At 66.3% G+C, this 26,440-nt stretch carries 22 protein-coding genes and 1 pseudogene; 7 read left to right on the plus strand and 16 right to left on the minus strand.

Annotated elements, in window-relative coordinates; translation table 11 throughout:
* Position 1 precedes the first annotated feature (1 nt).
* The 7 genes from HU751_RS15860 to HU751_RS15890 all read right to left on the minus strand — a co-directional run bounded on the left by HU751_RS15860 (position 2) and on the right by HU751_RS15890 (position 8,705).
* Positions 2–787, minus strand: coding sequence for an ABC transporter ATP-binding protein (locus HU751_RS15860; protein ID WP_367616962.1), 786 nt, complete (start codon positions 785–787; stop codon positions 2–4).
* Complete coding sequence (locus tag HU751_RS15865) at positions 784–1,917, minus strand: ABC transporter permease (protein ID WP_186732211.1); 1,134 nt, start codon at positions 1,915–1,917, stop codon at positions 784–786. The genes HU751_RS15860 and HU751_RS15865 overlap by 4 nt, the downstream gene beginning before the upstream one ends.
* Positions 1,918–1,977: 60 nt before the next feature.
* Positions 1,978–2,997: a DUF5924 family protein gene (locus HU751_RS15870; RefSeq protein WP_186732098.1), complete on the minus strand. Its 1,020-nt coding sequence runs from the start codon at positions 2,995–2,997 to the stop codon at positions 1,978–1,980.
* Between the two features lie 122 nt (positions 2,998–3,119).
* A complete protein-coding gene (locus HU751_RS15875; protein ID WP_186732097.1) occupies positions 3,120–4,526 on the minus strand; it encodes a M16 family metallopeptidase in 1,407 nt (468 codons plus the stop codon).
* A 31-nt stretch (positions 4,527–4,557) separates the two neighbouring features.
* Positions 4,558–6,216, minus strand: coding sequence for a Na/Pi cotransporter family protein (locus tag HU751_RS15880; protein ID WP_050703220.1), 1,659 nt, complete (start codon positions 6,214–6,216; stop codon positions 4,558–4,560).
* Positions 6,217–6,554: 338 nt separating this feature from the next.
* Positions 6,555–7,325 (minus strand): TerC family protein, encoded by a 771-nt coding sequence (locus HU751_RS15885; RefSeq protein ID WP_062572391.1) that lies wholly within the window; start codon positions 7,323–7,325, stop codon positions 6,555–6,557.
* A gap of 72 nt (positions 7,326–7,397) precedes the next feature.
* Positions 7,398–8,705, minus strand: coding sequence for a CitMHS family transporter (locus tag HU751_RS15890; protein ID WP_050703222.1), 1,308 nt, complete (start codon positions 8,703–8,705; stop codon positions 7,398–7,400).
* Between the two features lie 267 nt (positions 8,706–8,972).
* Between HU751_RS15890 and HU751_RS15895 the strand changes: the two genes are divergently transcribed.
* Complete coding sequence (locus HU751_RS15895; protein WP_186732096.1) at positions 8,973–9,374, plus strand: GFA family protein; 402 nt, start codon at positions 8,973–8,975, stop codon at positions 9,372–9,374.
* Positions 9,375–9,509: 135 nt separating this feature from the next.
* Here HU751_RS15895 and HU751_RS15900 read toward each other — a convergent pair whose 3' ends face one another.
* The 6 genes from HU751_RS15900 to HU751_RS15925 form a co-directional block, all read right to left on the minus strand.
* Positions 9,510–11,468, minus strand: a complete 1,959-nt coding sequence (locus HU751_RS15900; RefSeq protein ID WP_186732095.1) for a DUF7844 domain-containing protein — start codon at positions 11,466–11,468, stop codon at positions 9,510–9,512.
* On the minus strand, positions 11,465–11,785 hold the full coding sequence (locus tag HU751_RS15905; RefSeq protein ID WP_011531558.1) for a DUF2388 domain-containing protein: 321 nt from the start codon (positions 11,783–11,785) through the stop codon (positions 11,465–11,467). The genes HU751_RS15900 and HU751_RS15905 overlap by 4 nt, the downstream gene beginning before the upstream one ends.
* A gap of 36 nt (positions 11,786–11,821) precedes the next feature.
* A complete protein-coding gene (locus HU751_RS15910) occupies positions 11,822–12,115 on the minus strand; it encodes a DUF2388 domain-containing protein (protein WP_062359958.1) in 294 nt (97 codons plus the stop codon).
* An 81-nt stretch (positions 12,116–12,196) separates the two neighbouring features.
* A complete protein-coding gene (locus HU751_RS15915; protein WP_050703225.1) occupies positions 12,197–12,514 on the minus strand; it encodes a DUF2388 domain-containing protein in 318 nt (105 codons plus the stop codon).
* 297 nt (positions 12,515–12,811) lie between these two features.
* Positions 12,812–13,024, minus strand: coding sequence for a DUF1127 domain-containing protein (locus HU751_RS15920; RefSeq protein ID WP_011531561.1), 213 nt, complete (start codon positions 13,022–13,024; stop codon positions 12,812–12,814).
* A gap of 624 nt (positions 13,025–13,648) precedes the next feature.
* A complete protein-coding gene (locus HU751_RS15925) occupies positions 13,649–15,037 on the minus strand; it encodes a NorM family multidrug efflux MATE transporter (protein ID WP_186731896.1) in 1,389 nt (462 codons plus the stop codon).
* A gap of 157 nt (positions 15,038–15,194) precedes the next feature.
* Between HU751_RS15925 and HU751_RS15930 the strand changes: the two genes are divergently transcribed.
* From HU751_RS15930 to HU751_RS27345, 3 genes and pseudogenes are all read left to right on the plus strand, one after another.
* Entirely contained in the window at positions 15,195–16,124 is a 930-nt protein-coding gene (locus HU751_RS15930) for a LysR substrate-binding domain-containing protein (RefSeq protein ID WP_050703227.1), read from the plus strand.
* A 213-nt stretch (positions 16,125–16,337) separates the two neighbouring features.
* Positions 16,338–17,450, plus strand: a pseudogene (locus tag HU751_RS27340) (Cache 3/Cache 2 fusion domain-containing protein); the annotation flags it as partial.
* A 135-nt stretch (positions 17,451–17,585) separates the two neighbouring features.
* Positions 17,586–18,317 carry a methyl-accepting chemotaxis protein gene (locus HU751_RS27345; RefSeq protein ID WP_371918076.1) on the plus strand — a complete coding sequence of 244 codons (732 nt, stop codon included), beginning with the start codon at positions 17,586–17,588 and terminating at the stop codon, positions 18,315–18,317.
* A gap of 124 nt (positions 18,318–18,441) precedes the next feature.
* On the opposite strand, the gene hglS is transcribed toward HU751_RS27345, so the two are convergent.
* Both hglS and HU751_RS15945 read right to left on the minus strand, forming a co-directional pair.
* Positions 18,442–19,827 (minus strand): 2-oxoadipate dioxygenase/decarboxylase HglS, encoded by a 1,386-nt coding sequence (hglS, locus tag HU751_RS15940; protein ID WP_186731894.1) that lies wholly within the window; start codon positions 19,825–19,827, stop codon positions 18,442–18,444.
* Positions 19,828–20,014: 187 nt separating this feature from the next.
* Positions 20,015–20,905 carry a LysR family transcriptional regulator gene (locus tag HU751_RS15945; protein ID WP_186731893.1) on the minus strand — a complete coding sequence of 297 codons (891 nt, stop codon included), beginning with the start codon at positions 20,903–20,905 and terminating at the stop codon, positions 20,015–20,017.
* A gap of 135 nt (positions 20,906–21,040) precedes the next feature.
* Between HU751_RS15945 and amaB the strand changes: the two genes are divergently transcribed.
* The gene (gene amaB / locus HU751_RS15950; protein ID WP_062359953.1) at positions 21,041–22,531 is read left to right on the plus strand and encodes an L-piperidine-6-carboxylate dehydrogenase; all 1,491 of its coding nucleotides are present in this window, start codon (positions 21,041–21,043) and stop codon (positions 22,529–22,531) included.
* Positions 22,532–22,669: 138 nt separating this feature from the next.
* Complete coding sequence (amaA, locus tag HU751_RS15955; RefSeq protein WP_186731892.1) at positions 22,670–23,956, plus strand: L-pipecolate oxidase; 1,287 nt, start codon at positions 22,670–22,672, stop codon at positions 23,954–23,956.
* Between the two features lie 95 nt (positions 23,957–24,051).
* On the opposite strand, the gene HU751_RS15960 is transcribed toward amaA, so the two are convergent.
* On the minus strand, positions 24,052–25,479 hold the full coding sequence (locus tag HU751_RS15960) for a mechanosensitive ion channel family protein (protein WP_186712176.1): 1,428 nt from the start codon (positions 25,477–25,479) through the stop codon (positions 24,052–24,054).
* A gap of 303 nt (positions 25,480–25,782) precedes the next feature.
* Here HU751_RS15960 and ycaC point away from each other — a divergent pair, with 303 nt between their 5' ends.
* A complete protein-coding gene (gene ycaC / locus HU751_RS15965; protein ID WP_028688638.1) occupies positions 25,783–26,412 on the plus strand; it encodes an isochorismate family cysteine hydrolase YcaC in 630 nt (209 codons plus the stop codon).
* The last annotated feature ends 28 nt before the right edge of the window (positions 26,413–26,440 follow it).

The following is a 26,440-nucleotide window of genomic DNA, read 5'->3' on the forward strand; positions in this document are numbered from 1 at the left end:
TTCAGCGCTCCTGGCGGGCGCGCAGGGCGGCGTCTTCGGCCGCCCGGCCACGCGGGCCGTGAAAGTATTCGTGAATCCAGGGGTCGTCGGTCTGCTCGACCTCGGCCAGGGGCCCTGCCACCAGCACCCTCTTCTGCGACAGCACCGCCACCCGGTCGGTAATGGTGTAGAGGGTGTCCAGGTCGTGGGTGATGAGGAACACTGACAGCCCCAGGGCGTCGCGCAGGGTCAGGATCAACTGGTCGAAGGCGGCGGCGCCGATCGGGTCGAGGCCGGCGGTGGGCTCGTCGAGGAACAGGATGTCCGGGTCCAGGGCCAGGGCACGGGCCAGGGCGGCGCGCTTGATCATGCCGCCGGACAGCGACGCCGGGTACTTGTCGGCGGCGCTGATCGGCAGCCCGGCCAGGGCCAGCTTGACCCCGGCCAGGTGCTCGGCGTCGGCCCGTGACAGCCCGGCATGCTCGATCAGCGGCAGGGCGACGTTCTCGGTGACGGTCAGTGACGAGAACAGCGCGCCTTTCTGGAACAGCACGCCGAAGCGGCGCTCGACCAGCGAGCGCTGGGTTTCGTCGAGGGTGGCCAGGTCCTGGCCGAACACCCTGACCGTGCCTTCGTTGGGCCGGCGCAGGCCGACGATGCTGCGCAACAGCACCGACTTGCCGCTGCCCGAGCCACCGACCACGGCGAGTATCTCGCCGCGGTACAGGTCCAGGTCGAGGTTCTCGTGCACGCTCTGGCTGCCGAAGCGGTTGCACAGGCCGCGGGCTTCGATCACGGCTTCAGTCACCAGCCCATCTCCATGAAGAACAGCGCGGCCACCGCGTCCAGCACGATCACCACGAAGATCGATTGCACCACGGCCGAGGTGGTGTGGGCGCCCACCGACTCGGCGCTGCCGCTGACCTTGAAGCCTTCCAGGCAACCGATGGCGGCGATCAGGAAGGCGAAGAACGGTGCCTTGGCCAGGCCCACCAGGAAGTGCTGCACGCCGATGTCGCTTTGCAGCAGCGAGAGGAACATGGCCGGCGAGATGTCCAGGGTCAGGGCGCAGACCACCGCGCCGCCGATCATGCCGCAGAGCATGGCGACGAAGGTCAGCAGCGGCAGCGCGATCAGCAGCGCCAGCACCCGTGGCACCACCAACAGTTCGATGGGGTTCAGGCCTAGGGTACGGATGGCGTCGATCTCTTCGTTGGCCTTCATCGAGCCGATCTGCGCGGTGAACGCGCTAGCGGTGCGACCGGCCATGAGGATGGCGGTCAGCAGCACGGCGAATTCACGCAGGAAGGAGAACGCCACCAGGTCGACGGTGAAGATGGTCGCGCCGAAGTCGGCCAGCACCGTGGCGCCGAGGAAGGCCACCACCGCGCCCACCAGGAAGGTCAGCAAGGCGACGATGGGCGCGGCGTCCAGGCCGGTCTGCTCGAGGTGCGCGACCACCGGCGTGACGCGCCAGCGGTGCGGCTGGAACAGGCGCAGGAACAGGGTCTGCAGGATCAGGCCGATGAAGCCCAGCACCTGGTTGGTGTCCTGCCACAGCTGGTCGACGGCGCGACCGATGCGTGCCAGCAGCAGGAGCAGCACCGGTTGCTCCGGCTCCTTGACCGGGATGCAGTAGTCCTGCACCGAGCAGTAGACGTTCTTCAGCAGCGCGCGGCTGGCATCGGGGAGTTCGTCGGTGCAGCGCGACAGGCGTTCGGAACCCAGCAACTCGGCCAGCAGCGAGGCGCCGGCGGTGTCCAGGCGGCCCAGCTGGCTGAGATCGACCTGGGTGTCATCGCCGTACTGGCTGCCCAGGCGCTCGCACTCGCGCTTGAGGCTGGCGTAGTGGGCCAGGGTCCAGTCGCCGACGATACGCAAGCGCGAGGGCTGCTCGGTGATGTCCAGGGTGGCGCTCGGGACGGTCATAGGCTCCATGCGTCTGACTGAGGGCATAGAGGCTGATCATAGCGCAGCGGGCCGCTCCTACAGGATTATTCAGCGAGCAGTATCGTCCACCACCTTGAAGCGCAACACACCAATCACCTGCCCGTCCTCGGTCAGCACCCTCACCTGCCACTTGCCCACCGGATTGGGCGGGAAGTTCTGCTTGTGGGTCCAGGCGCGGTAGCCCTCCTTGCGCCCGCCATGGATATCCAGGGCGATACGGTCCACTTCCTTACCGTCGAGCTGCCACACATGGTAGATGCGCTCGTTCAGGCCACGGGGCGCGTTGATGGCGGTATAGGCGTACAGCCCACCGCTGCGGATGCGGCTGGCGGCCACTTCGTCCAGCGAGGCGCCCGGCTGGCGGTTGAGCACTTCGGTGCTGATCGCCACGTCGGTCATCCACAGCGTGGCCGGCGGCACCCAGGAGCGCAGCAGCCAGCCGCCGCCGCCGACCGCCAGGGTCACCAGCACCAGGGCCACGCCGCGGCGCCAGTTGTTGATCGGGAAGCTGCTGGCCAGGCTCGGGAACGACAGCACCATGGCGGCGATCAGCGCCAGCTTGAAGCTCTGCGCGGTGGTCAGGTGGAGGATGATCGGCAACGCCGTGAGCATCGCGGCGAACAGCGTCAGGGTGTGCAGCGCGAGGAACAGCCAGCGGCGTGGCGCCAGCCACTTGTGGTACAGCGGGTCGACGATCGAGATCAGCCCGGCGGCGCCGAGCAGGCCGGTGAAGATCAGTTGGCCGCTGTTCCAGGTGGTGGTGATGAAGAAGAACGGCAGGACGAAGAACAGGCTTTCCTGGTGGATCATCTGCGTCGCGAAGCGCAGCAGCGGCTGCGGGATCTCGCGCTTGAAGGTACGGGCGAACAGCTCGGTGAGGGTGTTCTCCAGCATCAGCCAGATCCAGCTGACCAGCATGACGATGGCGATCCAGCTGGCCAGGCCGGCCTGGCGGTCGACCAGGATGAAACTGCCGATCCCCGAGAGGAAACCGTAGAGCGCGATGATGCCGGGATAGCGTTTGAGCAGCTCGATGATGCGCAGGATGAAACTGGGGATCGGGGGCATGGGTTTACAACAGGAAAAGGCGTGTTCGAGGCGTCGTGGGAGCGGGCTTGCCCCGCGATGACCTCATCGCGGGGCAAGCCCGCTCCCACGCAGACGCTGTTGGCCGACAGGATACCGCCGAATCAGGGCTCCCGTGTAGCACCACTGGGGCGATTGGCCACCACGCGGCGCCGGCGGATCAGCCCCGCGGCCAGGATCAGCCCCAGCACCAGTGCCACCAGCCCATACAGTTCGTCATACCCCAGCAACGGCTTCTCGATGCGCAGGTACCCCGGCTCCTTGAGCAGTTCACGCAGCGCCGCGTCGGCCTGCTTGAGGCTGACCTGGCGCAGCTGGCGCACCGGATCGGTGAAGCGCCCGTCCTCGTAGGCGTTCAGCGCCCCCCAGTAATAGTCGGCGAGCGCCGCGTTGCCCTGGGTGGTCCAGCTTTCCCGGGCAATCGCCGCCTCCTTGATCCGGGCGAAGGTGTCCGGGTCCAGGCCGTGCTTGCGCAGGTGGTCGAACAGCTCCCCGAGCACCTTCAGCGCCTCGTCGAGGTCCTGGCGCTCGAGGTCGGCATTGAGGCTGAGCATCCCGCTGTCGCCGAAGCTCTCGCGTTGCACCGATGGGCCATAGGACAGGCCGTGACGCAGGCGCAACTGGTCGTACAGCGCCCAGTCCAGGTAACGCGAGAGCAGCTCGAGGGTCTGGTCGTGGCCCTCCTCCAGCGTCGGCTCGATGAACAGCCAGTGCAGCTTGATGTTGTCGCCCAGCCAGCCGCGGGTCAGGTCGCGGCGCTGCTCGGCCTGCTGGCTGATGCTTTCCAGGTTACGGCGCTCCCCGGGTTCGGTGGCCGGCAGCTCGCCGAAGGTACGTTCCAGGTAGGCCGGCAGCAGGCGGTCGAGGCCGCCGACGACGATCAGCGACATGTTGTTGGCCACGTACCAGTGCTCGCGCAGTTGCCGGACCTGCTCCAGGGTCATGTCGTCGAGGCTGGAGCGCTCGGGGCATTTCAGGCCCAGCTCGGTGGCCAGCTGGTCGCTGGCCGGGTGGCCGATGTCCTGGCGGTCGAGCCAGCGCTGCAGGCGGCCGTAGTGGCCGCCATCCTCGCGTTCGATGATCTTCTTCGCCGTGGCCAGCGCCTTTTCGTCGATGCGGGTGTCGCGAATGATCGCAAGTAGCAGGTCGAGCACCTTGCGCTGGTTGCGCGCCGGGGCTTCGATGACGAAGGTGGTGTCGGCGCTGCTGGTGAAGGCGTTCCACTCCCCGCCCAGGGCCTGCATGCGCTCTTCCAGGCCGCCCTCGCCCGTCTCGTCGATCCCGCTGAACAGCAGGTGCTCGAGCAGGTGCGGCAGCTCGCGCTGGTCGCAGTCGAAGTCGTCCAGGCCCACGCCGACCACCAGGCGGATCGACACATGGTCGCGCTCGTAGCCGGACTTGAGGATCACCTGCAGGCCGTTGGGCAGCAGGTAGCCCTCGACCCGCGAGCGGTCGAGGGCGAGCGTGGGCAGGCTGAGGATCAGTAGGCAGGCGAACAACAGGCAACGCATAGGCGAGCTTCGGTCTCCGGGGTGTCTGGGCTCAAGGCTGGCGGGCTTCGTCCGGCACGCTGTCGAGCATCAGCCCGCCGGTGTCGGTGCCGCCCAGTACCACATAGGCACTGCTGCAGAACAAAGAGTTCAAACGCTTCATGTCGGCAATCAGCTCCAAGTGTAGCGAACTGGTCTCGATACTCTGCACCACTTTTCGTTGCAGGCGGCTGACATGGGCATGGGCCAGGCGCCGCTCCTGGGCGCGGAAGCGGCGTTTCTCGCGTAGCAGCTGGTGCGCGCTTTGCGGGTCGGCGCTGAGGAACACCGACAGGCCCAGGCGCAGGTTGGCCAGCAGCTGCTCCTGCAGGCCGGTCAGTTCCTCCAGGCCGACCTGGGAGAACTCCCGGCGCTGCGAGGTCTTCTGCTGCTGGACCTTGCGCAGCATGCGCTCGATCAGGTCGCTGGCCAGCTTGAGGTTGATCGCCAGCTCGATGATCTCCGCCCAGCGCCGGTTGTCCTGCTCGCCAAGATCCTCGCGGGGCATCTGCGCCAGGTACAGCTTGATGGCGTTGTACAGGGCCTCGGCGTCCTCGCCCAGGGCCCGCACCTGCTGCGGCATGGCGGTCTGGGTGCCGCGCAAGGCGCCGAGCATGGCTTCGAGCAGGCTGTCGACGATATCGCCCAGGCGCAGGGTCTCGCGCACGGCGTTGGCCAGCGCCAGGCTGGGGGTGTTCAGCGCGGTCGGGTCGAGGTGGCGGGGCTGGTGGTGGCCGTTGCCGTTGTCGCGCTCGGGCAGCAGGTAGTTGCACACCCTGCCCATGGGTTTGACCGTCGGCAGCATCAGCAGGCAGCGCAAGGTGTTGTAGAGCAGGTGGAAGCCGATCACCAGCTCCTGCGGGCTGAAGCTCAGGCTGTCCATCCACTCCACCAGAGGGTGCAGGACCGGGATGATCAGCAACAGGCCGACGATCTTGTACAGCAGGCTGCCCAGCGCCACCCGGCGCCCGGCGCTGTTCTGCAGGCTGGTGGTGAGAAAGGCGAGCAGGCCGCTGCCGATGTTGGCGCCGATCACCAGGCCGATGGCCACCGGCAGGCTGATCACCTCGGCACCGGCCAGGGTGGCGGTGAGCAGCACGGCGGCCAGGCTTGAGTAGGAGATCATGGCGAACAGCGCGCCGATCAGGGCGTCGAGCAGGATGTCGCCGGTCAGCGAGGCGAACAGTACCTTGACCCCCTGGGCATGGGTGATCGGCGCGGCGGCGTGGACGATCAACTGCAGCGCCAGGATGATCAGGCCCAGGCCGATGCCGACCCGGCCCAGCTGGCCGGCGCGGGTCTGCTTGCGCGAGAGGAAGAAGATCACCCCGAGGAAGATCAGCAGCGGTGACAGCCAGGACAGGTCGAAGGTCAGCACCCGCGCCATCAGCGCGGTGCCCACATCGGCGCCGAGCATGATCGCCAGGGCCGGGGTCATGGCCATCAGGCCCTGGCCGACGAACGAGGTGACCAGCATGGCGGTGGCGTTGCTGCTCTGCACCATGGCGGTGACCAGGATCCCGGCAATGAACGCCAGCGGACGCTTGTTCATGTTCTGGCCGAGCACCCGGCGCAGGTTCGAGCCGTAGACCCGCAGGATGCCGGTCCGCACGATATGGGTGCCCCACACCAGCAGCGCCACGGCGGAGAGCAGGTTGAGCAGGGTCAGCATGGTCGGGCCCCCTTTTCTTCTATGCCCCTGTGCGGGGCCAATGGGTGCGGCGGTGAGCCTGGCCCGGGGGTGGGCTGGTTTTTTCAGTGCTCACTGAAGCTTTAGTTGTTTTGCCTGGCTGGCGCCAGCTTGGCATGGGTGAAACATATTTGAAACACGGGTGGATTTGTAGGAGCGGCCTTGTGCCGCGAAAGGACCGCAGGGCGGTCCCGACAATCTTGCATGATGTCGAGATATTGGGGCTGCTACGCAGCCCATCGCGGCACAAGGCCGCTCCTACAGGGGGGCGTGGATGCGAAAAGGGCCCCGAAGGGCCCTTTTGTACCGCGCTCCTGATCTTACTGACCCGGAATGTCCTTGCGCAGTTTCACCGGATCGTGTTCCTTGCCTTTCTTGCGCGCCAGCGCCGTGCGCATGCGGATGTTGATCGCTTCCACCGCCAGCGAGAAGGCCATGGCGAAGTAGACGTAGCCCTTCGGCACGTGAACATCGAAAGATTCGGCGATCAGCACGGTACCGACGACGATCAGGAACGAAAGTGCGAGCATCTTCAGCGACGGGTGCTTGTCGATGAAGTCGCTGATGGTGCCGGCGCAGAGCATCATCACCAGCACCGCGACGATGATCGCGGCGATCATCACCGGTACGTGGGAAACCATGCCCACCGCGGTGATCACCGAGTCCAGGGAGAACACGATGTCGATGATGGCGATCTGGATAATGGTGTAGAAGAACTTGCCGCCCGCGCCTTTCGGCTCGTCCGCACTTTCGTCCTCGCCTTCCAGGCCGTGGTAGATCTCCTGGGAGCTCTTCCACAGCAGGAACAGGCCGCCGAAGAACAGGATCAGGTCACGCCCGGAAATACCCTGGCCGAGCACATGGAACAGGTCGTCGGTCAGGCGCATGACCCAGGTGATCGACAGCAGCAGCATGATCCGCGTGACCATGGCCAGGGCAAGGCCGAAGATCCGCGTGCGCGGTTGCATGTGCTTGGGCATGCGGCTGACCAGGATCGAGATCATGATGATGTTGTCGATCCCGAGCACGATCTCAAGCGCGGTGAGGGTGAAAAAGGCAACCCAGATTTCCGGGCTGGTCAGCCATTCCATGTGTATTCCTTCGAGCGGTAAAGGCCAAGCGCCCGGATTTCGGGCGCTTGGCGGTTGGATGATGCGCTTGTGTTACAGACTGCTGAACAGCGGGAAAGTCCCCAGCGCCAGCGCGCCGGCCATTATGCACAGGCACACCAGCACTGCCCACTTGAGGGTGAAGCGCTGGTGGTCGCCGAACTCGATGCCGGCCAGGGCCACCAGCAGGTAGGTGGAGGGTACCAGCGGGCTGAGCAGGTGTACCGGCTGTCCGACGATCGACGCGCGGGCCATTTCCACCGGGGTGACGCCGTAGTGGCTGGCGAACTCCGACAGCACCGGCAGCACGCCGTAGTAGAAGGCGTCGTTGGACATGAAGAAGGTGAACGGCATGCTGACGATGGCGGTGATCACCGCCATGTACGGGCCGAACGCTTCCGGGATCACCGCCAGCAGGCTCTTGGACATGGCGTCGACCATGCCGGTGCCCGACAGGATGCCGGTGAAGATGCCGGCGGCGAAGATCAGCCCGCTGACGGCCAGCACGCTGGAGGCGTGGGCGGCGATGCGGTCCTTCTGCTGCTGCAGGCACGGGTAGTTGACGATCATGGCGATGCTGAAGGCGATCATGAACAGCACCGGCAGCGGCAGCACGCCGGCGATCAGCGCGACCATCAGCGCGGCGGTCAGGGCGCCGTTGAACCAGATCAGTTTCGGACGACGGGCCTCCGGGAACTGCGACACGCTGATCTCGCTGTGGTCGATGTCGTCGGTCGGCAGGTGCAGCTCGCCCAGGCGGGCACGCTCGCGCTTGCCGTACCAGTAGGCGATGGCCAGGATCGCCGCCACGCCGAAGGCCATGGCCGGAATCATCGGCACGAAGATGTCCGACGGATCCACGTGCAGGGCGCTGGCGGCGCGGGCGGTGGGGCCGCCCCACGGGGTCATGTTCATCACCCCGCCGGCGAGGATGATCAGGCCGGCCATGATCCGTGGGCTCATGCCCAGGCGGCTGTACAGTGGCAGCATGGCGGCGCAGCAGATCATGTAGGTGGTGGCGCCGTCACCGTCGAGGGACACCACCAGGGCCAGCACCGCGGTGCCGACCGAGACTTTCAGCGGGTCGCCCTTGACCAGCTTGAGGATCCTGCGCACGGCCGGGTCGAACAGGCCGGAGTCGATCATCAGGGCGAAATAGAGAATGGCGAACATCAGCATCACGCCGGTGGGCGCGAGCTTGCTGATGCCTTCGAGCATCATCGGGCCGATCTTGGCGGAAAAACCACCGAACAGGGCGAACAGGATCGGTACCAGGATCAGCGCGATCAAGGCCGACAGGCGCTTGGTCATGATCAGGTACATGAAGGTGATGACCATGGCGAAGCCGAGGAAGGTCAGCATGGCGGTACTCCAGGCGTGGCGCGGCGAAAGGAAGGACGATTCGGGCGGATCAGCGCGTCAGGCGCTGCGCGAGGAGCAGGCGGAGGGGTACTGCGAAAAGGCGGGCACAGGAAAACATCAGAATCACCATTGTTGTTGTTGATTGGGCCGGGCGCGGAAGTTTCCGGGTGCCCTGGCTGACCGGTCTGCTGCCGGTGGTGGCGCTATCCTATGTGGGCAAGCTTTCAGCCAGCTTTCGCCTGCGCTCAGGCGACGGGAGGTCGTTCGATGGTGGATGTCGTGGAAGGCGGGTGTCATTGCGGGGCGTTGCGCTACCGGCTGCAGGCCGATCTGGGCGATGTCGCCCATTGCCATTGCTCGATCTGCCGGCGGGTCAGCGGCGGCACGCTGGTGACCTGGGTCACCCTGCCCCTCGCGGGTTTCCAGTGGCTGACGGGCTCGCCCCAGCGCTACATGGCGCCGCAGAGCTGCAGCCGGTATTTCTGTGGCAACTGCGGGGCGCATGTGGCGCTGGTGACCGCGCATAGCCCTGAAACGATCGATGTGACGGTGGCGACGCTGGATCATCCCGAGCGGGTGCCGGCCAATCGGCACATCTGGGTGGGGAGTCGGCTGCCGTGGTTGCAAGTGGATCAAGGGTTGCCGGAGGAGGACGAGGAAAGCCCCTAGGGCTTTATCGCGGGGCAAGCCCGCTCCCACGAATGAAACCATGAGCCATCGCCGGGAAGGCCCTCTCCCACAAAGGCCATCATGAATTGTCGTGGGAGCGGGCTTGCCCCGCGATGGCGGCTGACTTGCCAGGCGCTAGGGCAGCTGCAATCCCCCGGCCGCCTTGTGCAACGCCCGCAGGTGCTCGCCCACCTGCTTGATATTGGCTTCCACGGCCTTGATCTCCCTGCCCCGCTCCGGCCCCAGCAGCGCCCTCACCTGTTGGTCCAGGTCGGTGCTCAGGCGCAACAGCTGCGCCTGGCGCTCACTGCTCACCTGTTCCAGCTGCTTGCGCTCCGCCGGCTGCGGCAGGCCATAGCCCCCTGCCCCCAGCAATTCCGCCGGGCGGCTGAGGAAGCCGCTGTTGGCCAGCATCGCCTGCAAGGTCTCGTTGGCCTTGTCGAAGCTGCCGTCCTTGAGCGCCCGGCCGTTCAGGTAGCGTTGCTTGACCTCGTCCTGGGCCAGCAGCAGCTGGCGGCGCAGGCCGGCCTGCTCGAGCAGCAGCAAGGCCGCGCTGGTGCGCAGGTCGGCGCGGTCGAACCACTGGCGGCGCTGCTCGGCGTCCAGCGCCAGCCAGTCTTCCACGCTCGTCTGCTTGATCGGCAACTGCTTGCGCAGCACTTCGAACATCGCCTGGTAGCGATCACGGTAGGAGTCGAAGCGATAACCCAGGCGCAGGGCCTCGCGCGGGTCGTCGAGCACGCGGGTATCGGCCAGTCCCCTACCCTTCAGCACCTCCAGCAAGCCGTTGGGCATGATGCTGTCGAGGTCGTTCAGGCGCGGGTTGCTGGTACCGCTGCGCAGCAGCTTGAGCGATTCCACGGCGCAGTTGTTGGACAGGAAGTAGTAGTTGCCGTCGTAGCTCCAGTGCATCTCGGCGGCCTGGCGCACCAGGTTCTCGATCTCGCCGCGGCTGAGCTTGAGCGGCACCGAGGCCAGGCTGCGCAGCTCGGTCTTGGTGTATTCGTCGATCACCTGACCCAGCGGCAGCACGAACAGCCGCGAGGGATAGGCGCCGGTCAGGCCGTCCCAGCTGGACAGCTGCACGTCGTTGACGAAGGCGCGGTACGACAGCACCAGGCTCTGGTCCAGGTCCAGGCGGCAGGCCGGACCGCGCGGGCGACCTGGGGCGCAGATCACCAGGCGCAGCATGCTGTGGCCCCAGCGGCTGACCCAGTTCTGGTTGGCTTCGGCCAGCAGGTAGTCCACCTCGTAGACCCGCTCCGGGTCGATCTCGCCCAATGGCTGGCGGGCGAAGTCGTTGCCGGCGTTGAGGAATGGCAGGCCCTTGGTGCAGGTGTCCTGTTGTGGCGCCCAGCCGAAGTGGTCGCGCAGGTACTGGTTCAGCGCCGGGCGGCGACAGCCGTAGCTCGGGTCGAGGAGGAAGTACTCCATGTTGACCGCGATGAACTCCTTCGGGCTGCTCAGCTCGTAGGGATCCGGGCTGCGCACCAGCTGGCCGTTGTGCTGCTCGCGCTCACCACGCCGGCCGACGTACTGCGGCCAGCCGGCCAAGTCCAACAGGCGCGGGTCGTCGCTCAGGGTAAAGCGGCGTTCGGCCTGGCCACGGCAGTCCTGCGGCAGCCCGACCTTGCCCAAAGCACCCTGCTGGCGCTTGCAACGGCTGATCAGCTGGCGCTCGGCGTCTGGCCAAAGGCGTGCGCGGTCATAGATATGGGTGAGCTCGTGGAGCACGGTGGCCAGCAGTTCTTCGCGGACCGTGCCGTGGGGACGGTTGGTCTTCTCGCGGGCGGCGCTGCCGTCGACCAGGCCCGGCAGCAGGCGCCGGTTGAGGTCCAGGCTGGCCACCGGAGAGGCCTGGCCGTAGGCGTCCTCGGGCATGCGCTCGGTCCAGCCGACCAGGATCTGCCGGTCCAGTTGCTGCTTGAAGCGCGGTGGCAGCTTGGCCATGGCTTCGTCGAGCAACGTCTGGGTCGCCTGCTGTTGCGCAGGGTCGAGGCCGTCGCGCTGCAGCACCAGCTGCAGGTCGGCCAGGGCGGGCGTGCCGAGCAGCGTCAGGGCGCAGCCCAGCAGCCAGGCACGCACGCGCTTCACAGGGCGAGGATGGCTTCGGCCAGCACCTGGTCGCTGGCGTCACGGGCCTCGGGAACACGGGCGCGCAGGGTGTCGAAGGCGGCTTCGAGCTGGGCGCCGCGGATGTCGCCGTTGCTGGCGACGAAGCTGGCGGCGTCGTCGTGGGCTTCACGCACCACTTTCGAGTCGCGGATCGAGGTGGTGGTGTCGGAGGTGAAATCGATCGAACGGCCAAAGGCGCGGACGATGATGTTGCTGGTGGCCACCAGGGTGTGGGCCTGGGCCAGGTCGGCGAGCAGCAGCATGCCGAGGGTGGCGGCGATCAGCGGTTTACGCATGGAGCATCTCCGGAAATACAGGGGAGTCGAATGTAGTTATTGGACGAGAATCGCTTCGGCCAGTTCACGGTCGCCGACGCAAGGCCGGGCAAGGTCCTGGTGCAGCATGTCCAGCGCCGCCTGCAGGCGCGCGCCACGGATCCGGCCGTCGCTGGCGACGAACGCGGCGGCGTCGTCACGGGCGGCGGCGACCAGCTTGCGGTCGAACGGCGCGGCGGTGACCTGGCTGGTGACGTAGCCGCTGATGACCAGGCTCTGAGTGGTGGTATCCATGGCTTGGGCGCTGCTCATGCAGGCCAGGGCGAACAGTGAAGGCAACAGGTAACGCATGGGCGGTCTGGCGATGATCTCGGGCTGCGAAGGCTACCCCGGATCCACTGGGCGGGCCAGTGAATCCGGGCAGTGCGGGGCTCAGATGGCGAGGATGGCGCGGGCCAGCTGCGCGTCGCTGGCCTGCAGGTCCGGCAGTTGCTGGCGAATGTGCACGAACGCGCTCTCCAGCTTGGCGCCGCGAATGGCGCCGTCGCTGCCGACGAAGCTGGCGGCATCGTCACGGGCGGCCTTGACGATCTTGTCGTCGCGGAACGAGGAGGAGATGTCGGAGGTGGCGTCGGTGGAGGCGGCTACCGCGCCCACCACGGCGTCGGTGGTGACGACGAAGCTGGTGGCATTGGCCGCGCCGGCGAGCGACAGCAGCAAGGCGGCGCCAAACAGGTGATAACGGGACATGGTCGGGGACTCCTGCACAGGGTCTGGATGGTTCTGCTTATCGGACGCTCGCTTGGCTCGTCACGGTACTTTTCTCTGCCAGGCGCGTAAGACAAGCGTAACACGCGCTGGTTCGGGTGTTTGGCTCGAGAAAAGATCACAAATAGTAACTGTACCTACTGATATGAGAATTTATAAAACTGTCATGATTGGCTATGCAAACGCTCTATTCCGGGCCTTGGAACAAAAAACCCGCTGCAGTTTCCTGCAACGGGTTCTTGTGAATTCGCGGTGCCGGCCTGGGCCGGCGTCCGGCGCTTAGCGCCAGAAAGGCTTGCTCAGCTCTTCGTAGCGCTGCGACTCGCTGATACCGGCGTCGGCCAGCAGGCGGGAGTCCAGGCGCGCCAGCTGGCGGCGGCTGGCCATGCGGCGCTGCCACAGTACCAGGGTGGACAGGACGCGCAGCGGCAGGGCGGCGTTGGAAGCTTGGGCGTTTTCGAAAACCAGGTCGGAACTGAGGGTACGTTCCATGATGTGTCATCCTTCCGCTTGTGGCGGCATTAGGGAGTGATTTAACTGGTGCCCATCTTCCTCTTCTCTCGTCCAGAACAGTAGGTACAGTTCAGGTGTATTGTGAGGGGGCAGTTAACTGTTGGAAGGGACTGTTGCACCAGTTATTGAGGGAACTGTACTGGTGCGCACTGGTTTGGTGCGATTTTGTGGTGTCGGTAGGGAAATGGAACGCAGGAAGTGATGTTTTAGGCGGTACAGTAGTACAGTTTTAGATGTGTTCTGGCTTGAAAGTGTATCGACGATACAGTTGCAGTGCCTATGAGATCGAGCGCCCCCCGCGCGGCGCATCGCGGATGAATCCGCTCCTACATTTGTTGCAACGTGCCGAACCTGTCAGGCCATGGTTGCCAGCCTTGGCGCAGGGTTTGAGACAGGTGGGGCGGCGGCAATGCCCGCCGAAAAATCGCGTCGAGCACACAAGGCTTACAACCATGCCTTATCAGGCATGGCCACGTTGCAACAAATGTAGGAGCGGATTCATCCGCGATGCGCCGCGCGGGCGGCGCTCGATCTCAAGGGCGCTGCAAGACCATCGCCAGGCACCTGTCCGCCATCACGCGATCCCCAGCGCCCCCAAACCCCTCAAGCCGATACCGCCGCCCCCCGCGCCCGCTCGGCCTTGCCCAGCAACCGCTTCATCCGCCACTCAAAGCCGAACGTCAGCGCAACCGCCGCGCAGGCCAGGCCCAGCGCCAGCCCCCACCAGATTCCCTGCGCGCCGCCGCCGAGGTTGAAGGCGAACAGCCACGCGCTCGGCGCCCCCACCAGCCAGTAGCACACCAGGCCGATCAGGAAGGTGGTCTTGGCGTCCTTCAAGCCACGGATCGAGCCCATGGCGATGGTCTGCACGCCATCGAACAGCTCGAACCACGCCGCCACCATCACCAACTGTACCGCCAGCATGAAGATCGCGGCGAAGGCCGGGTCGTTGCGGTCGATGAACAACCCGACCAGGGCGTCCGGCAGCAACCAGAACAGTGCGGCGAAGGCGAACATCAGCGAGGCGCCGAAACCGATCCCCACGCGCCCGGCACTGCGGGCCGCCAACAGGTTGCCAGCCCCATAGTAGAGGCCGACACGCATGGTCACCGCGTACGAAAGGCCGGTCGGCACCATGAACGCCGTCGAGACGATCTGCAGGGCGATCTGGTGCGCCGCCAGTTCCGTGCTGCCCAGCACGCCCATGCACAGAGCGGCGAAGGCGAACAGGCCCACTTCGACCATATAGGTGCCGCCGATCGGCAGGCCCAGCCGCCACAGCTCGCGCAGTGCCGGCAGGGAAGGGCGCGACAGCCCCTTGCGCAGCGGGTAGGCGGCATAGGCCTTGTGCCAGCGAATATAAAGCGCGAGGGCGATGGCCATGCCCAGGGTCACCACCGCAGTGACCAGGCCGATGCCCATCAGCCCCAATTTGGGCAGGCCGAACATGCCCTCGATCAGCGCATGGTTGAACAGGTAGTTGAATACCGTGCCCACCAGGCTGATGACCATCACCGGGGTCGAGTGACCCAGGGCGCTGGTGAAGCCGCGCAGGGCCATGAAGGTCATGTAGCCGGGGAGGGCGAGCGGCAGCAGGGTGAGCAGCTGCATCGCCGAGTCGACGTTCTCCGGCTTCTGGCCGAACAGCAGCAGCACCGGCTTGAGGTTCCACATCACCAGCGCCGATACCAGCGCCAGGCCCCAGGCCAGCCACAGGCCGCTCTGGGCCAGGCGGGTGACGCCCTCGGTGTCGTTGGCGCCCTTGCGGATCGCCACCAGCGTGCCGACCGCGGCGATCACGCCCAGGCAGAAGATCGACACGAATGAATAGCTCGCCGCGCCCAGGCCACCACCGGCCAGGGCCTGCGGGCTGATGCGGGCCATCATCAGGGTGTCGGTGAGCACCATCAGCATGTGCGCCAACTGCGAGGCGATCAGCGGCCCGGCCAGGCGCAGCAAAGCCTTGAGTTCGGTGGTAGGCGCGACATGCATGGGGGCGGTCCTTCTGGATGATTCGGGGAAGCGAGCCGTCGATTCTGAGGCCTCGGTCAGCTTTGCACAAAAGGATAAATGCGATCACTAACATGAGTCTGACTCATGGATGTATGATCCTGTGCATCCGACCTACGCCCCGTATGACAGGTGCGCCATGACCCGCCAACTGCCTCCGCTCTATGCGCTGCGCGCATTCGAAGCCGCCGCCCGGCTGAGCTCCTTCACCCGTGCCGGTGAAGAGCTGTCGATCACCCAGAGCGCGGTGAGCCGGCATATCCGCACCCTCGAGGAGCATTTCGCCTGTCGCCTGTTCGTGCGCAGCGGACGCAGCCTGCAACTGACCGAAGCCGCGCGTATGCTGCTGCCCGGTGTGCGCGACGGCTTCGCTTCGCTGGAGCGGGCCTGCGAGGCCTTGCGCGGCGAGGACGACATCCTGCGCATGAAGGCGCCCTCGACCCTGACCATGCGCTGGCTGCTGGCGCGCCTGAGCCGTTTTCGCCACCTGCAGCCGGGCAACGAGGTGCAGCTGACCAGCGCCTGGATGGATGTCGATCATGTCGACTTCAACCAGGAGCCGTTCGACTGCGCGGTGCTGCTCAGCGATGGCAGCTTCCCGGCGGACTGGGAGGTGCGTCGGCTGTTCTCCGAGCTGTTGATCCCGGTGGGCGCGCCGGACCTGCTCGACGACGCGCCGTGGGACGAGCGGCGTCTGGCGGGCATCGAGCTGCTGCACCCCACGCCGGACAAGCGCGACTGGCGTGCCTGGCTGGCGCGCATGGGGCTGACCGACAAGGTCTCGCTCAAGGGCGGGCAGGTGTTCGACACTCTGGAGCTGGGCATGATCGCCGCGGCACGGGGCTATGGGATCTCCATGGGCGACCTGCTGATGGTGGCCGAGGACGTGGCCCAGCGCCGGCTGAGCCTGCCCTGGCCGACCGCGGTGGCCAGTGGCATGGACTACTACCTGGTATGGCCGCGGACCCGGCCAGGCGGGGAGCGGTTGCGCAGGTTGAGTGTATTCCTGCAGGAGGAGGCGGCGGCGATGGACCTGCCGGCTGTGCAGGTACTGTCGGCGCAAGGCTGAGGGCCATCGCGGGGCAAGCCCGCTCCCACGCAGAGCCACAGGACACAGGGGCAAGAAAACGTTTGCGAATATCCCGGTCCCGCACTCAAGTATTTCCTACAGACGCCGATCAACTTGCACCAGCGTCCCGGAAGAGGACGCGATTCCCCGTCGATATGCAGCGGGCGGTCAGCGTGATCAGGACGATCCCGGCCTCTTGCCAGGAGCCTTGCCATGTCTCAACCGCGTGCCCGAATCGCCTCGCAGCTCGGGATCGCCCTCGCCATCGTGCTGGCGCTGGTGATCACCGGTAGCACCCTGTTCGCCCTGCGTTCGCTGGACGACGCCAACCTCACCACCCGCCAGGCGCACCTGGCCAGCGAGGCGCGGCTGCTGGCCGACCAGCTCGACACCTTCCACGGCTCGCTCAAGGACAACACCCAGCGCCTGAGCGGCCTGTTCGAGCGCCGATTCGCCTCGGGGCTGGCGCTGCACGCCGGTGAGACGGTCAACGTCGCCGGTGCCGCGACACCGGCGCTGTACCTGGGCGACCACCTGCTGAACAACGATTTCCGCCAGGTCGACGAGTTCCAGCAGATGACCGCCGGGGTCGCGACCCTGTTCGTGCGCAGCGGTGACGACTTCGTGCGCATCAGCACCAGCCTGACCAAGCAGGACGGCAGCCGCGCCATCGGCACCCAGCTCGACCGCCAGCATCCGGCCTACGCCAAGCTGATGGCCGGGCAGACCTACGTCGGCCGCGCCGTGCTGTTCGAGCGCAACTACATGACCCGCTACGTGCCGGTGCGTGACGGCGGTGGTCGGGTGATCGCGGTGCTGTTCGTCGGCTTCGACTACACCGACGCGCAGAACGCCCAGTTCGCCAACCTCAAGCGCTTCCGCATCGGCCAGACCGGTTCGCTGGCGTTGCTGGACGAGCAGGGCAAGTGGCTGGTGCCGCCGGCCGAGGTGCGTGACGGCGAGGCGGCGGCCCAGGCGGTCAAGGCGATCAAGCCGGGGGCAGGGCAGTTCTGGGCCGGTGCCGGCGAGCCGTTGTTCAGCGTCACCGAGCCGTTCGCCGAGGGCCCGTGGACCGTGGTGGCAAGCATGCCCGAGGGCGAGATCCGCGAAGTGACCTGGAGTGTCGGCCTGCGCCTGGCCATCGGCAGCGTGCTGGCGATGCTGCTGGCCGTGGCCGCCACCCTCTGGCTGCTGCGGCGCAAGCTGCGCCCGCTGGGCGACCTGGTGCGCCAGGCCGAAGCCCTCGGCGCCGGCGACCTGAATGCCCGCCTGAGCGTCACCAGCCATGACGAGATCGGCCAGCTGGCCCGTAGCTTCAACCAGATGGGCGAGGCCCTGGCGACCATGGTCGAGCATATCCGCGCCGCCTCCGACCAGGTCAGTGGCCGCGCCCGCTCGCTGTCGGGGCTGTCGTCCGGCGCCTGCGAGGGCATGGACCAGCAGTCCGGAGAGATCACCAGCATGGCCGGCGCGGTGGAGGAGTTCAGCGCTACTTCGATGAACATCGCCGACAACATGGCCGGTACCGAGCGCATGGCCCGCGACAATGCCCAGCAGACCCGCATCGGCCGCAGCGCCATGGACGAAGCCTCGGTTTCCCTGCGGCAGATCGCCGAGGCCTTGGGCGGCACCGCCAGTGTAATGGACACCCTGGGCGCCCGCTCGCAGGAGATCGGCGGGATTGTCGGCGTGATCACCTCGATCGCCGAGCAGACCAACCTGCTGGCGCTGAACGCCGCCATCGAGGCGGCGCGGGCCGGCGAGCAGGGCCGTGGATTCGCCGTGGTCGCCGACGAGGTTCGTGGCCTGGCCGCGCGCACCCGCCAGGCCACCGACGAGATCTCGGGCATGATCGCCAGCATCCAGCAGCAGACCGGCCATGCCATCAGCACGTTGGAGCAGGGCAACCAGCTGATGCAGGAAGGCCTGGCGCGCAACGACAAGGTGGCCGAGGCCCTGGCCCGGATCGACGAGCAGAGCAGGGTGGCGGGCGAGCAGTTCGCCGTGATCAGCACCGCGACCCAGGAACAGAGCAGCACCGCGACGGTGCTCAGCCGCAACCTGCAAAGCATCGCCCAGGCCAACAGCGAACAGCGCGATGTGGCCAATGAACTGGCCATGACGGCCCGCGAGCTGGAAGGGCTGGCGGGGCAGTTGCGCCAGGAAGTGGATCGGTTCCGCACTCACCGATAGTGCACTGGGGCTGCCTTGCAGCCCGTTCGCGGCACAAGGCCGCTCCTACATGGGATTGCGCTCTCCTGTAGGAGCGGCCTTGTGTCGCGAAAGGGCCGCAACGCGGCCCCGGCAGTTTCAAACCTTACAGAGTCCCCAGACCCAACGCCTGCGCACACGCCTGCAATGACCTGCGCTCGCTCTGCGCATACAGCGCCAGCTCATCCTGCACCTGCAACCCCAGCGCCTGCTCGAAGGCCTCGCGATTGGCATTGCTGCCATAGTTGGCCTGCCCGTCGTCCCCCAGGTTGGACTGGAAGATCCCCGCCGCGCTCACCGGCAGGAAATCCTCGTACACCAGCGCCTCGAAATGTACATGCCCGGCGTCGATCAGCCCCTGCAGGGTGGTCGGGCGATCCTGTTGCCCGCGCTCGGCCAGGCCTTTCTCGGTGGCGAAGTAGCGGAAGTACGCCAGCCCCTGCTCGCGCATCTGCCCCAGGTCATCCGGAAACTCGGCGAAGTGCTCCGCGAGCAGCGCCTTGTAACGCTCGGCATTGGCCTCCGCCGGCGCGCCGCCCAGGGCTGCGCGGGTCGCATCCAGCAGACGGTCGTACAGCTGGCGCCCCTTGGGCGTCAGCGCCGCGCCGCGCTGTTCGATCTCGCCGAAACGCGCCGTGTGGCTGCCTTGGGCATCGCTGAAAGCGACCTTCTCCTGCAGGGCCTTGAAGCTCGTCTGGCGCAGCAGGATCGGCTGGCGCCGGGTGGGCGGCCCCTCGACCACGGCCTTGGGCGGAATACCCTTGGCCGGCATGCCGAGCTGGATCGCGTCGATGTCCAGGGTGCGCGGGGTCAGGTGGTTGATATGCGGGCCTTTGAACGCCACCACATCGGCGATCAGCCGGTGCTGGTCGTGCAACTGCTGGTACTGCTCGGCGCTGACCGTGGCGTCCTGGTGCCAGCGGAAGGTATGCAACGCCTCCTGGACGAAGGTCTCGGCATCGCTTGCTTCCAGGCCGCCGTCGCGTTCGCATTGGGCGATCAGCTCGAGCACGCGGGGGGTGAAGATCTGCCGTTTCTCCAGGATGCCCTGGGCCAGTGCGCGCAGTTGCGGGTTGTCGATCAGCTCCAGGCGCAGCAGCGAGGTGAACACGCGGAACGGGCTGATGTGCAGCGACTGTTCGTGCACGGCGCGAAATGCGGTGGAGTGCACCGGTACGCCAGCCGAGCTCAGGTCGTAGTAGCCGACCGGCTGCATGCCCATCACCGCGAACAGGCGGGCGATGGTGGCCAGTTCCTCGGCGGTGCCCACGCGGATGGCGCCGTGGCGTTCCTGGTCAAGGCGTTCGATCTCGCCGGTCCAGCGCAGGGCCTCGGCCACCTTGGGCTGTGCGGCCATGACCTGCTGGTTGGTCTCGCTCACCAGCTCGAGCAGCGTGCCGTACAGGGGGACTTCCTGCTTGTACATGAGCGACATGGCGGCAGAGAACTGCGCGCGGATGCTGTCGGGGCTGACGAAATCATGGGCGGGCATCGCAAGCTTCCTGGGTGAGTGGAGGACACTTACATGAAAGCTGGGAATGGAGCTGGCGTACAAGCGAAAAAAAGTGCGGGTTTCATTCCTTTTTTGATCGACCTTGACGACCCTATCGCGGGGGCCAGCTCGTCCCCTGTGGGAGCCGGCTTGCCGGCGAAAGGGCCGCAAAGCGGCCCCGGCGATCTCAAGCCTGCAGTTGTTCCCGAACCCACTCCACCAACGCCCGCACCTTCGGCACTTCCGCCGCATGCTCGGCATACGCCAGGTAATGCGCGCCATTGCTCTTCATCGCATGGTCCCAGGCCAGCACCAGGCTGCCCTCGGCCAGCTCCCGGGCCACCAGGTACCGCGGCACCAGCGCCACCCCGCACCCCGCCTGCGCCGCGCTCAAGGCCATGTAGAAGGTGTCGAAGCGCGGCCCGTGGTAGCTGTTGTCGGTGTGCAGCCCTTGCTCCAGGAACCACGCGTGCCAGGCCTCCGGGCGCGAGGTGCTCTGCAGCAATACCAGCTCCGCCACCGCGCCCGCGTCAGGCAGCGTGCGGCCTTGCAGCAGCTCCGGCGCGCACACTGGCACCACTTCTTCGCCGAACAGCTCGACGCAGGTCGCCCCGGGCCAGGTGCCCTGGCCATAGAAGAACACCACGTCGGCCGACCCCTGCAGCAGGGAGAACGGCTCCATCTCGTTGCGGATATCCAGGTGGATGTTCGGGTGGCGCTTGCCGAAGCCTTTTAGGTGCGGAATCAGCCAGCGCACGCCGAAACTCGGTTGAGTGGCTACCTTCAATACTTCGGTCTGCGAGCCATAGCTCAGGACATAGCGGCTGGACATGTCCACCTGGGTGAGGATCTTGTTCACCTCGGCCAGGTACAGGCTGCCGGCGGGGGTCAGTTGCAGGCGTCGGCGGATGCGCAGGAACAAGTGGTGACGCAGCATCTCCTCGAGCTGCGCTACCTGCTTGCTCACCGCGCTCTGGGTCAGGTGCAGCTCCTCGGCGGCGCGGGTGAAGCTCAGGTGACGGGCTGCGGCCTCGAAGCACTGCAGGGCGGTCATGGACGGAACCAGGCGTTTGGACATAAGCGGTCTCGGCGGCTGAAATCATTACCTGACGGAATGATATGCGGAATAAAGGTCGTTTGTTGCACCTGTGTAATCGGATTAATACTGACCCACATCATTTTTACCCCTTCACCCGATGAAAGGAGAAGCACAATGGTTGCTGCATTGCTCGAGCGTCTTGGCGTTGCCGCCGCGGCTCACACCCAGGGCGACTACCCTGTTCACACCCCGATCGACGGCAGCCGCATCGCTTCGGTGAAGCTGCTCGGCAAGGCCGACACCATTGCCCGCATCGACCAGGCGCAACAGGCCTTCGAAACCTGGCGCAGTGTGCCGGCCCCGCGTCGTGGCGAACTGGTGCGCCTGTTCGGCGAGGTGCTGCGCGAGCACAAGGCTGACCTCGGCGAGCTGGTCTCCATCGAAGCCGGCAAGATCACCCAGGAAGGCCTGGGCGAAGTGCAGGAAATGATCGATATCTGCGACTTCGCCGTCGGCCTGTCGCGCCAGCTGTACGGCCTGACCATCGCTTCCGAGCGCCCGGGCCACCACATGCGCGAAACCTGGCACCCGCTGGGCGTGGTCGGGGTGATCAGCGCCTTCAACTTCCCGGTGGCGGTATGGGCGTGGAACACCGCGCTGGCGCTGGTGGCCGGCAACGCCGTGGTGTGGAAGCCGTCCGAGAAGACCCCGCTGACCGCCCTGGCCTGCCAGGCACTGTTCGACAAGGCCGTGAAAGCCTTCGGCGATGCGCCGGCTGGCCTGGCGCAACTGGTGATCGGTGGCCGCGAAGCCGGCGAAGCCCTGGTCGACGACCCACGCGTGCCGCTGGTCAGCGCCACCGGCAGCACGCGCATGGGCCGTGAAGTCGGCCCGCGTGTCGCGGCGCGATTCGGCCGCAGCATTCTCGAGCTGGGCGGCAACAACGCCATGATCCTGGCTCCGAGCGCCGATCTGGACCTGGCCGTGCGCGGCATCCTGTTCTCGGCAGTCGGCACCGCCGGCCAGCGCTGCACCACCCTGCGCCGTCTTATCGTTCACCGTTCGATCAAGGACGAAGTGGTCGCCCGCGTCAAAGCCGCCTACGGCAAGGTGCGCATCGGTGACCCGCGCAAGGACAACCTGGTAGGCCCGCTGATCGACAAGCAGTCGTTCGATGCCATGCAGGGCGCGCTGGCCAAGGCCCGCGACGAGGGCGGCCAGGTGTTCGGTGGCGAGCGCCAGCTGGCCGAGCAGTATCCGAACGCCTACTACGTGTCGCCGGCCATCGCCGAGATGCCGGCCCAGAGCGACGTGGTGCGCCACGAGACCTTCGCGCCGATCCTCTACGTGCTGGCCTACGACGACTTCGAAGAGGCCCTGCGCCTGAACAACGAAGTGCCGCAAGGCCTGTCGTCGTGCATCTTCACCACCGACATCCGCGAGGCCGAGCGCTTCCAGAGCGCCTCGGGCAGCGATTGCGGCATCGCCAACGTCAACATCGGCACCAGCGGTGCGGAGATCGGAGGGGCGTTCGGGGGCGAGAAGGAGACCGGCGGCGGGCGTGAGTCCGGGTCGGATGCGTGGAAGGGGTACATGCGCCGGCAGACCAATACCGTGAACTATTCGCGTGAGTTGCCGCTGGCGCAGGGCATCGTGTTCGACTGATGATCGCAGGCGGGGGCGTTGCCCCCGTTTCGCCGGCAAGCCGGCTCCCACAATTTTTTGCGTGAGCATTGTGGGAGCCGGCTTGCCGGCGATGGGCCGCCTGGCGGCCCCAACAAGAACAATAGCTGGAGCCGGGCCATGTCCGAACTGCGTCAAGAATGTCTGTGGGAACACGTCACCCAGCCGACCGTCGCCGCCCAGGCCCTGGCCGGCGAGCACAAGGCCGATGTCTGCGTGATCGGCGGCGGCATTACCGGCCTGTCGGCGGCGATCCACCTGCTGGAGCAGGGCAAGTCGGTGATCCTGCTGGAAGCCTGGAAGATCGGCCATGGCGGCTCCGGGCGCAACGTCGGCCTGGTTAACGCCGGCACCTGGATCCGCCCCGACGACGTCGAGGCCACCCTCGGCCACAAGCAGGGCAGCCGCCTGAACAAGGTACTCGGCGAGGCCCCGGGTGAAGTGTTCGCCATGATCGAACGCCTGGGCATCGACTGCCAGGCCCGGCACCAGGGCACCTTGCACATGGCGCATAACGCCACCGGCATCGCCGATCTCGAGGCCCGCCACCAGCAATGGACCCGGCGCGGCGCCGACGTCGAGCTGCTGACCGGCGCGCAATGCCAGGAATACTGCGGCACCGACAAGATCTCCGCCGCGCTGCTCGACCGCCGCGCCGGCACCATCAACCCCATGGGCTATACCCAAGGCCTGGCTGCCGCCGTGAACCGGCTGGGCGGTAAGCTGTTCCAGCAGTCCTCGGTCGAGGGCCTGGAGCGTGACGGCGACGCCTGGCGAGTGAAGACTGCACGCGGCGCGGTGCGCGCCGACAAGGTGGTGATCTCTACCGGCGCCTACACCGAAGGCGACTGGAGCAACCTGCAGAAGCACTTCTTCCGTGGCTATTACTACCAGGTCGCCTCCAAGCCCCTGCATGGCGCTGCCGCCGACAAGGTCCTGCCCCATGGCCAGGGCTCGTGGGACACCCGCACCGTGCTCAGCAGCATCCGCCGCGACGACCAGGGCCGCCTGCTGCTCGGCAGCCTCGGCCGGGTCGACAACAAGCCGGCGTGGTTCGTGCGCAGTTGGGCCGATCGTATCCAGAGCCACTACTACCCGGCGCTGGGCAAGGTCGAGTGGGAGATGCACTGGACCGGCTGCATCGACTTCACCCCGGATCACCTGATGCGCCTGTTCGAACCGGCGCCGGGGCTGGTGGCGGTGACTGGCTACAACGGGCGCGGCAACACCACCGGCACGGTGATTGGCCGGGCGTTTGCCGAGTTCCTGCTCAAGGATGACCCGGACAGCCTGCCGATTCCGTTTTCGCCGATGAGGCCGGTGAGTGCGCCGTCGTTGCGCACGGCGTTCTACGAGTCGGGGTTCTCGCTGTATCACGCGGGGCAGTGTCTGCGGGTGGTGTTGTAATCGCTATCGCGGGGCAAGCCCGCTCCCACGCTGTGCGGGCTGGATAACCCTTGGGGCAACCAGGAACGTGGGAGCGGGCTGGCCCCGCGATTGGCTCACTTATGCAACCAGCTCAGGAACCCACCTTTCTTCACCACCGCCGGTTTCTGCAGCAGCAGTGACTCGCGCTTCTGCCGGCGGAACCGCTGCAGCTTGGTCAGCGCCGACTTCACATCACCACTCTCGGCCAGGCAACCGCGCACCTGTTCCTTGTCGATGCGATAGAGCATGCAGCCGCTCAGGGCGCGGAACTCGACCGGCGACGCCTCGTCGTCCACCAGCCCCTCCAGCCCCAGCACCTCCCCAGGCCCCATGCGCCCGCCTTCGATCAACCGCTCGCCGTCGCGCACCGAGGCCAGCACCACGCCACGGCTGATCAGCAGCACATGCTCCGAGCGCTCGCCGATGCCGAGGATGACCTGGTCGGCCAGGTACTCCACCGTGGTCATGCGCTGGCTGAGGGCATCGCGCTCTTCATTGCTCAGTGAGCGGAACACCCGCACTTCCTCCAGCAGTTCGCGCTGGCGACTGCGTACGGGGGCGCCAAGCTCGGTGTTCCAGGTCACGCCGCTGGCCTCCAGGTGGCGGTGGGCCAGGTCGAACAGCTGGTTGCGCACCTCGGTCTTGCGCGACATCTCGGCGATAAAGCCGCTGGCCTCGTACTCCACCGACTCCAGGCTCGAAGCCTTCACCGTGACCTTGGGCGCCGGCTTGTCGAGCAGGATGCTGGTGCCCTGCAGGGTCTTTTCCAGCGCATCGAACACCCGCTGCGGACGCACCTTGGCCGGCACCACCACGCTGATCGACACCCCATGCACCTCGGCCGGGCGGCTGAAATTGAGGATCTTGGCCTTGGCCGCCACCGAGTTGGGGATCACCGCCAGGCTGCTGTTGCCGGTGATCAGGCGGGTGGCCCGCCAATCGATGTCGACCACCTTGCCCTCGGTGCCGTCGATCGAGATCGCGTCGCCGATCTGGTAGGGCCGCGTGGTGTTCAGCACGATGCCGGAGAACACGTCGGCCAGGGTGCTCTGCAACGCCAGGCCGATGACGATGGCCATCACCCCGGAGGTCGCCAGCAGGCCCTTGACCGGCAGTTGCATCACATAGGCCGCCGCCGCCACCGCCGCGACCAGGAAGATCAGCGCCCCGACCACATCCTGCAGCAGACGCCCGCCGTGGCTGCCCCGCGCCACCAGCAACAAGCCGAACACCACCGTCACCGTGCGTGCGCCGAACAGCCACCAGCCGATCGCCAGCACCGTGGCCATCAGGTTGCGCGAGACATCGTCGGCCCAGGGCGGGGGTTGCAGCGGGCTCATGCCCGCCGTCAGCAGCACCGTGCTGAACACCAGGAAGCACACCAGCCGCGTGGCGATACGCCAGGCCCGGTGGTGCAGCGGGATCAGCTGCCAGAGCAGCAGGTCGAGCAGGATCAGCAAGGTGCCGAGCAACAGCGGGTATGACTGGATGAACGCCAGCATGGTGGTCTCGGTGCGGGGGAGGGCTGTGGGTAGTAATAGAGCAGGTTGGGGTGGCGGGCAATGACTGTCTGCGGGTATCGCAATCGCGGGGCAAGCCCGCTCCCACGCAAGCCATGTCGCCGACGTGGAAGCGGGCTTGCCCCGCGATAAGGCCAGTACAGGCAAGGCTTATCCATCGTTCGTAAAATAGAACGCTACAGCCAAATTTCGCTATCTACCGCCACAAAGGTCCAGGTTTTAATCTTCTCCCATCAACGCGAAACACCCACCCCACTGAAGATCGAAACCCAAGGAGCACCGGCAATGAACAACTTCAAATACAACCGCCTGAACAAAGACGACGCCGCCGTACTGCTGGTCGACCACCAGGCCGGCCTGCTGTCCCTGGTCCGCGACATCGAGCCGGACCGCTTCAAGAACAACGTCCTGGCCCTGGCCGACCTTGCCAAGTACTTCAACCTGCCGACCATCCTCACCACCAGCTTCGAGCAAGGCCCCAACGGCCCGCTGGTGCCGGAACTCAAAGAACTGTTCCCGGATGCCCCGTACATCGCCCGCCCCGGCCAGATCAACGCCTGGGACAACGAAGACTTCGTCAAGGCAGTGAAGGCCACCGGCAAGAAGCAGCTGATCATCGCCGGCGTGGTGACCGAAGTGTGCGTGGCGTTCCCGGCGCTGGCGGCCCTGGAAGAGGAGTTCGAGGTGTTCGTGGTCACCGACGCTTCCGGCACCTTCAACGAAATGACCCGCGACGCCGCCCACAACCGCATGAGCCAGGCCGGCGCCCAGCTGATGACCTGGTTCGGCGTGGCCTGTGAGTTGCACCGCGACTGGCGCAACGACGTCGAAGGGCTGGCGGCGCTGTTCTCCAACCACATCCCGGACTACCGCAACCTGATCACCAGCTACAACGCCCTGACCGCCGGCAAGTAAGCCGCCCCGCCAGGCACCGCAGTGGTGC

The organism is Pseudomonas peradeniyensis (assembly GCF_014268935.2).
Taxonomy (GTDB): domain Bacteria; phylum Pseudomonadota; class Gammaproteobacteria; order Pseudomonadales; family Pseudomonadaceae; genus Aquipseudomonas; species Aquipseudomonas peradeniyensis.

Excerpts from the sequence above, each read along its gene's own strand:
- HU751_RS15865 (WP_186732211.1), bottom strand. The coding sequence starts at position 1,917 with ATGGAGCCTATGACCGTCCCGAGCGCCACCCTGGACATCACCGAGCAG.
- HU751_RS15870 (WP_186732098.1), bottom strand. The coding sequence starts at position 2,997 with ATGCCCCCGATCCCCAGTTTCATCCTGCGCATCATCGAGCTGCTCAAA.
- HU751_RS15875 (WP_186732097.1), bottom strand. The coding sequence starts at position 4,526 with ATGCGTTGCCTGTTGTTCGCCTGCCTACTGATCCTCAGCCTGCCCACG.
- HU751_RS15880 (WP_050703220.1), bottom strand. The coding sequence starts at position 6,216 with ATGCTGACCCTGCTCAACCTGCTCTCCGCCGTGGCGCTGCTGGTGTGG.
- HU751_RS15885 (WP_062572391.1), bottom strand. The coding sequence starts at position 7,325 with ATGGAATGGCTGACCAGCCCGGAAATCTGGGTTGCCTTTTTCACCCTC.
- HU751_RS15890 (WP_050703222.1), bottom strand. The coding sequence starts at position 8,705 with ATGCTGACCTTCCTCGGCTTCGCCATGGTCATCACCTTCATGTACCTG.
- HU751_RS15895 (WP_186732096.1), top strand. The coding sequence starts at position 8,973 with ATGGTGGATGTCGTGGAAGGCGGGTGTCATTGCGGGGCGTTGCGCTAC.
- HU751_RS15905 (WP_011531558.1), bottom strand. The coding sequence starts at position 11,785 with ATGCGTAAACCGCTGATCGCCGCCACCCTCGGCATGCTGCTGCTCGCC.
- HU751_RS15910 (WP_062359958.1), bottom strand. The coding sequence starts at position 12,115 with ATGCGTTACCTGTTGCCTTCACTGTTCGCCCTGGCCTGCATGAGCAGC.
- HU751_RS15915 (WP_050703225.1), bottom strand. The coding sequence starts at position 12,514 with ATGTCCCGTTATCACCTGTTTGGCGCCGCCTTGCTGCTGTCGCTCGCC.
- HU751_RS15920 (WP_011531561.1), bottom strand. The coding sequence starts at position 13,024 with ATGGAACGTACCCTCAGTTCCGACCTGGTTTTCGAAAACGCCCAAGCT.
- HU751_RS15925 (WP_186731896.1), bottom strand. The coding sequence starts at position 15,037 with ATGCATGTCGCGCCTACCACCGAACTCAAGGCTTTGCTGCGCCTGGCC.
- HU751_RS15930 (WP_050703227.1), top strand. The coding sequence starts at position 15,195 with ATGACCCGCCAACTGCCTCCGCTCTATGCGCTGCGCGCATTCGAAGCC.
- HU751_RS27345 (WP_371918076.1), top strand. The coding sequence starts at position 17,586 with ATGGCCGGCGCGGTGGAGGAGTTCAGCGCTACTTCGATGAACATCGCC.
- hglS (WP_186731894.1), bottom strand. The coding sequence starts at position 19,827 with ATGCCCGCCCATGATTTCGTCAGCCCCGACAGCATCCGCGCGCAGTTC.
- HU751_RS15945 (WP_186731893.1), bottom strand. The coding sequence starts at position 20,905 with ATGTCCAAACGCCTGGTTCCGTCCATGACCGCCCTGCAGTGCTTCGAG.
- amaB (WP_062359953.1), top strand. The coding sequence starts at position 21,041 with ATGGTTGCTGCATTGCTCGAGCGTCTTGGCGTTGCCGCCGCGGCTCAC.
- amaA (WP_186731892.1), top strand. The coding sequence starts at position 22,670 with ATGTCCGAACTGCGTCAAGAATGTCTGTGGGAACACGTCACCCAGCCG.
- HU751_RS15960 (WP_186712176.1), bottom strand. The coding sequence starts at position 25,479 with ATGCTGGCGTTCATCCAGTCATACCCGCTGTTGCTCGGCACCTTGCTG.
- ycaC (WP_028688638.1), top strand. The coding sequence starts at position 25,783 with ATGAACAACTTCAAATACAACCGCCTGAACAAAGACGACGCCGCCGTA.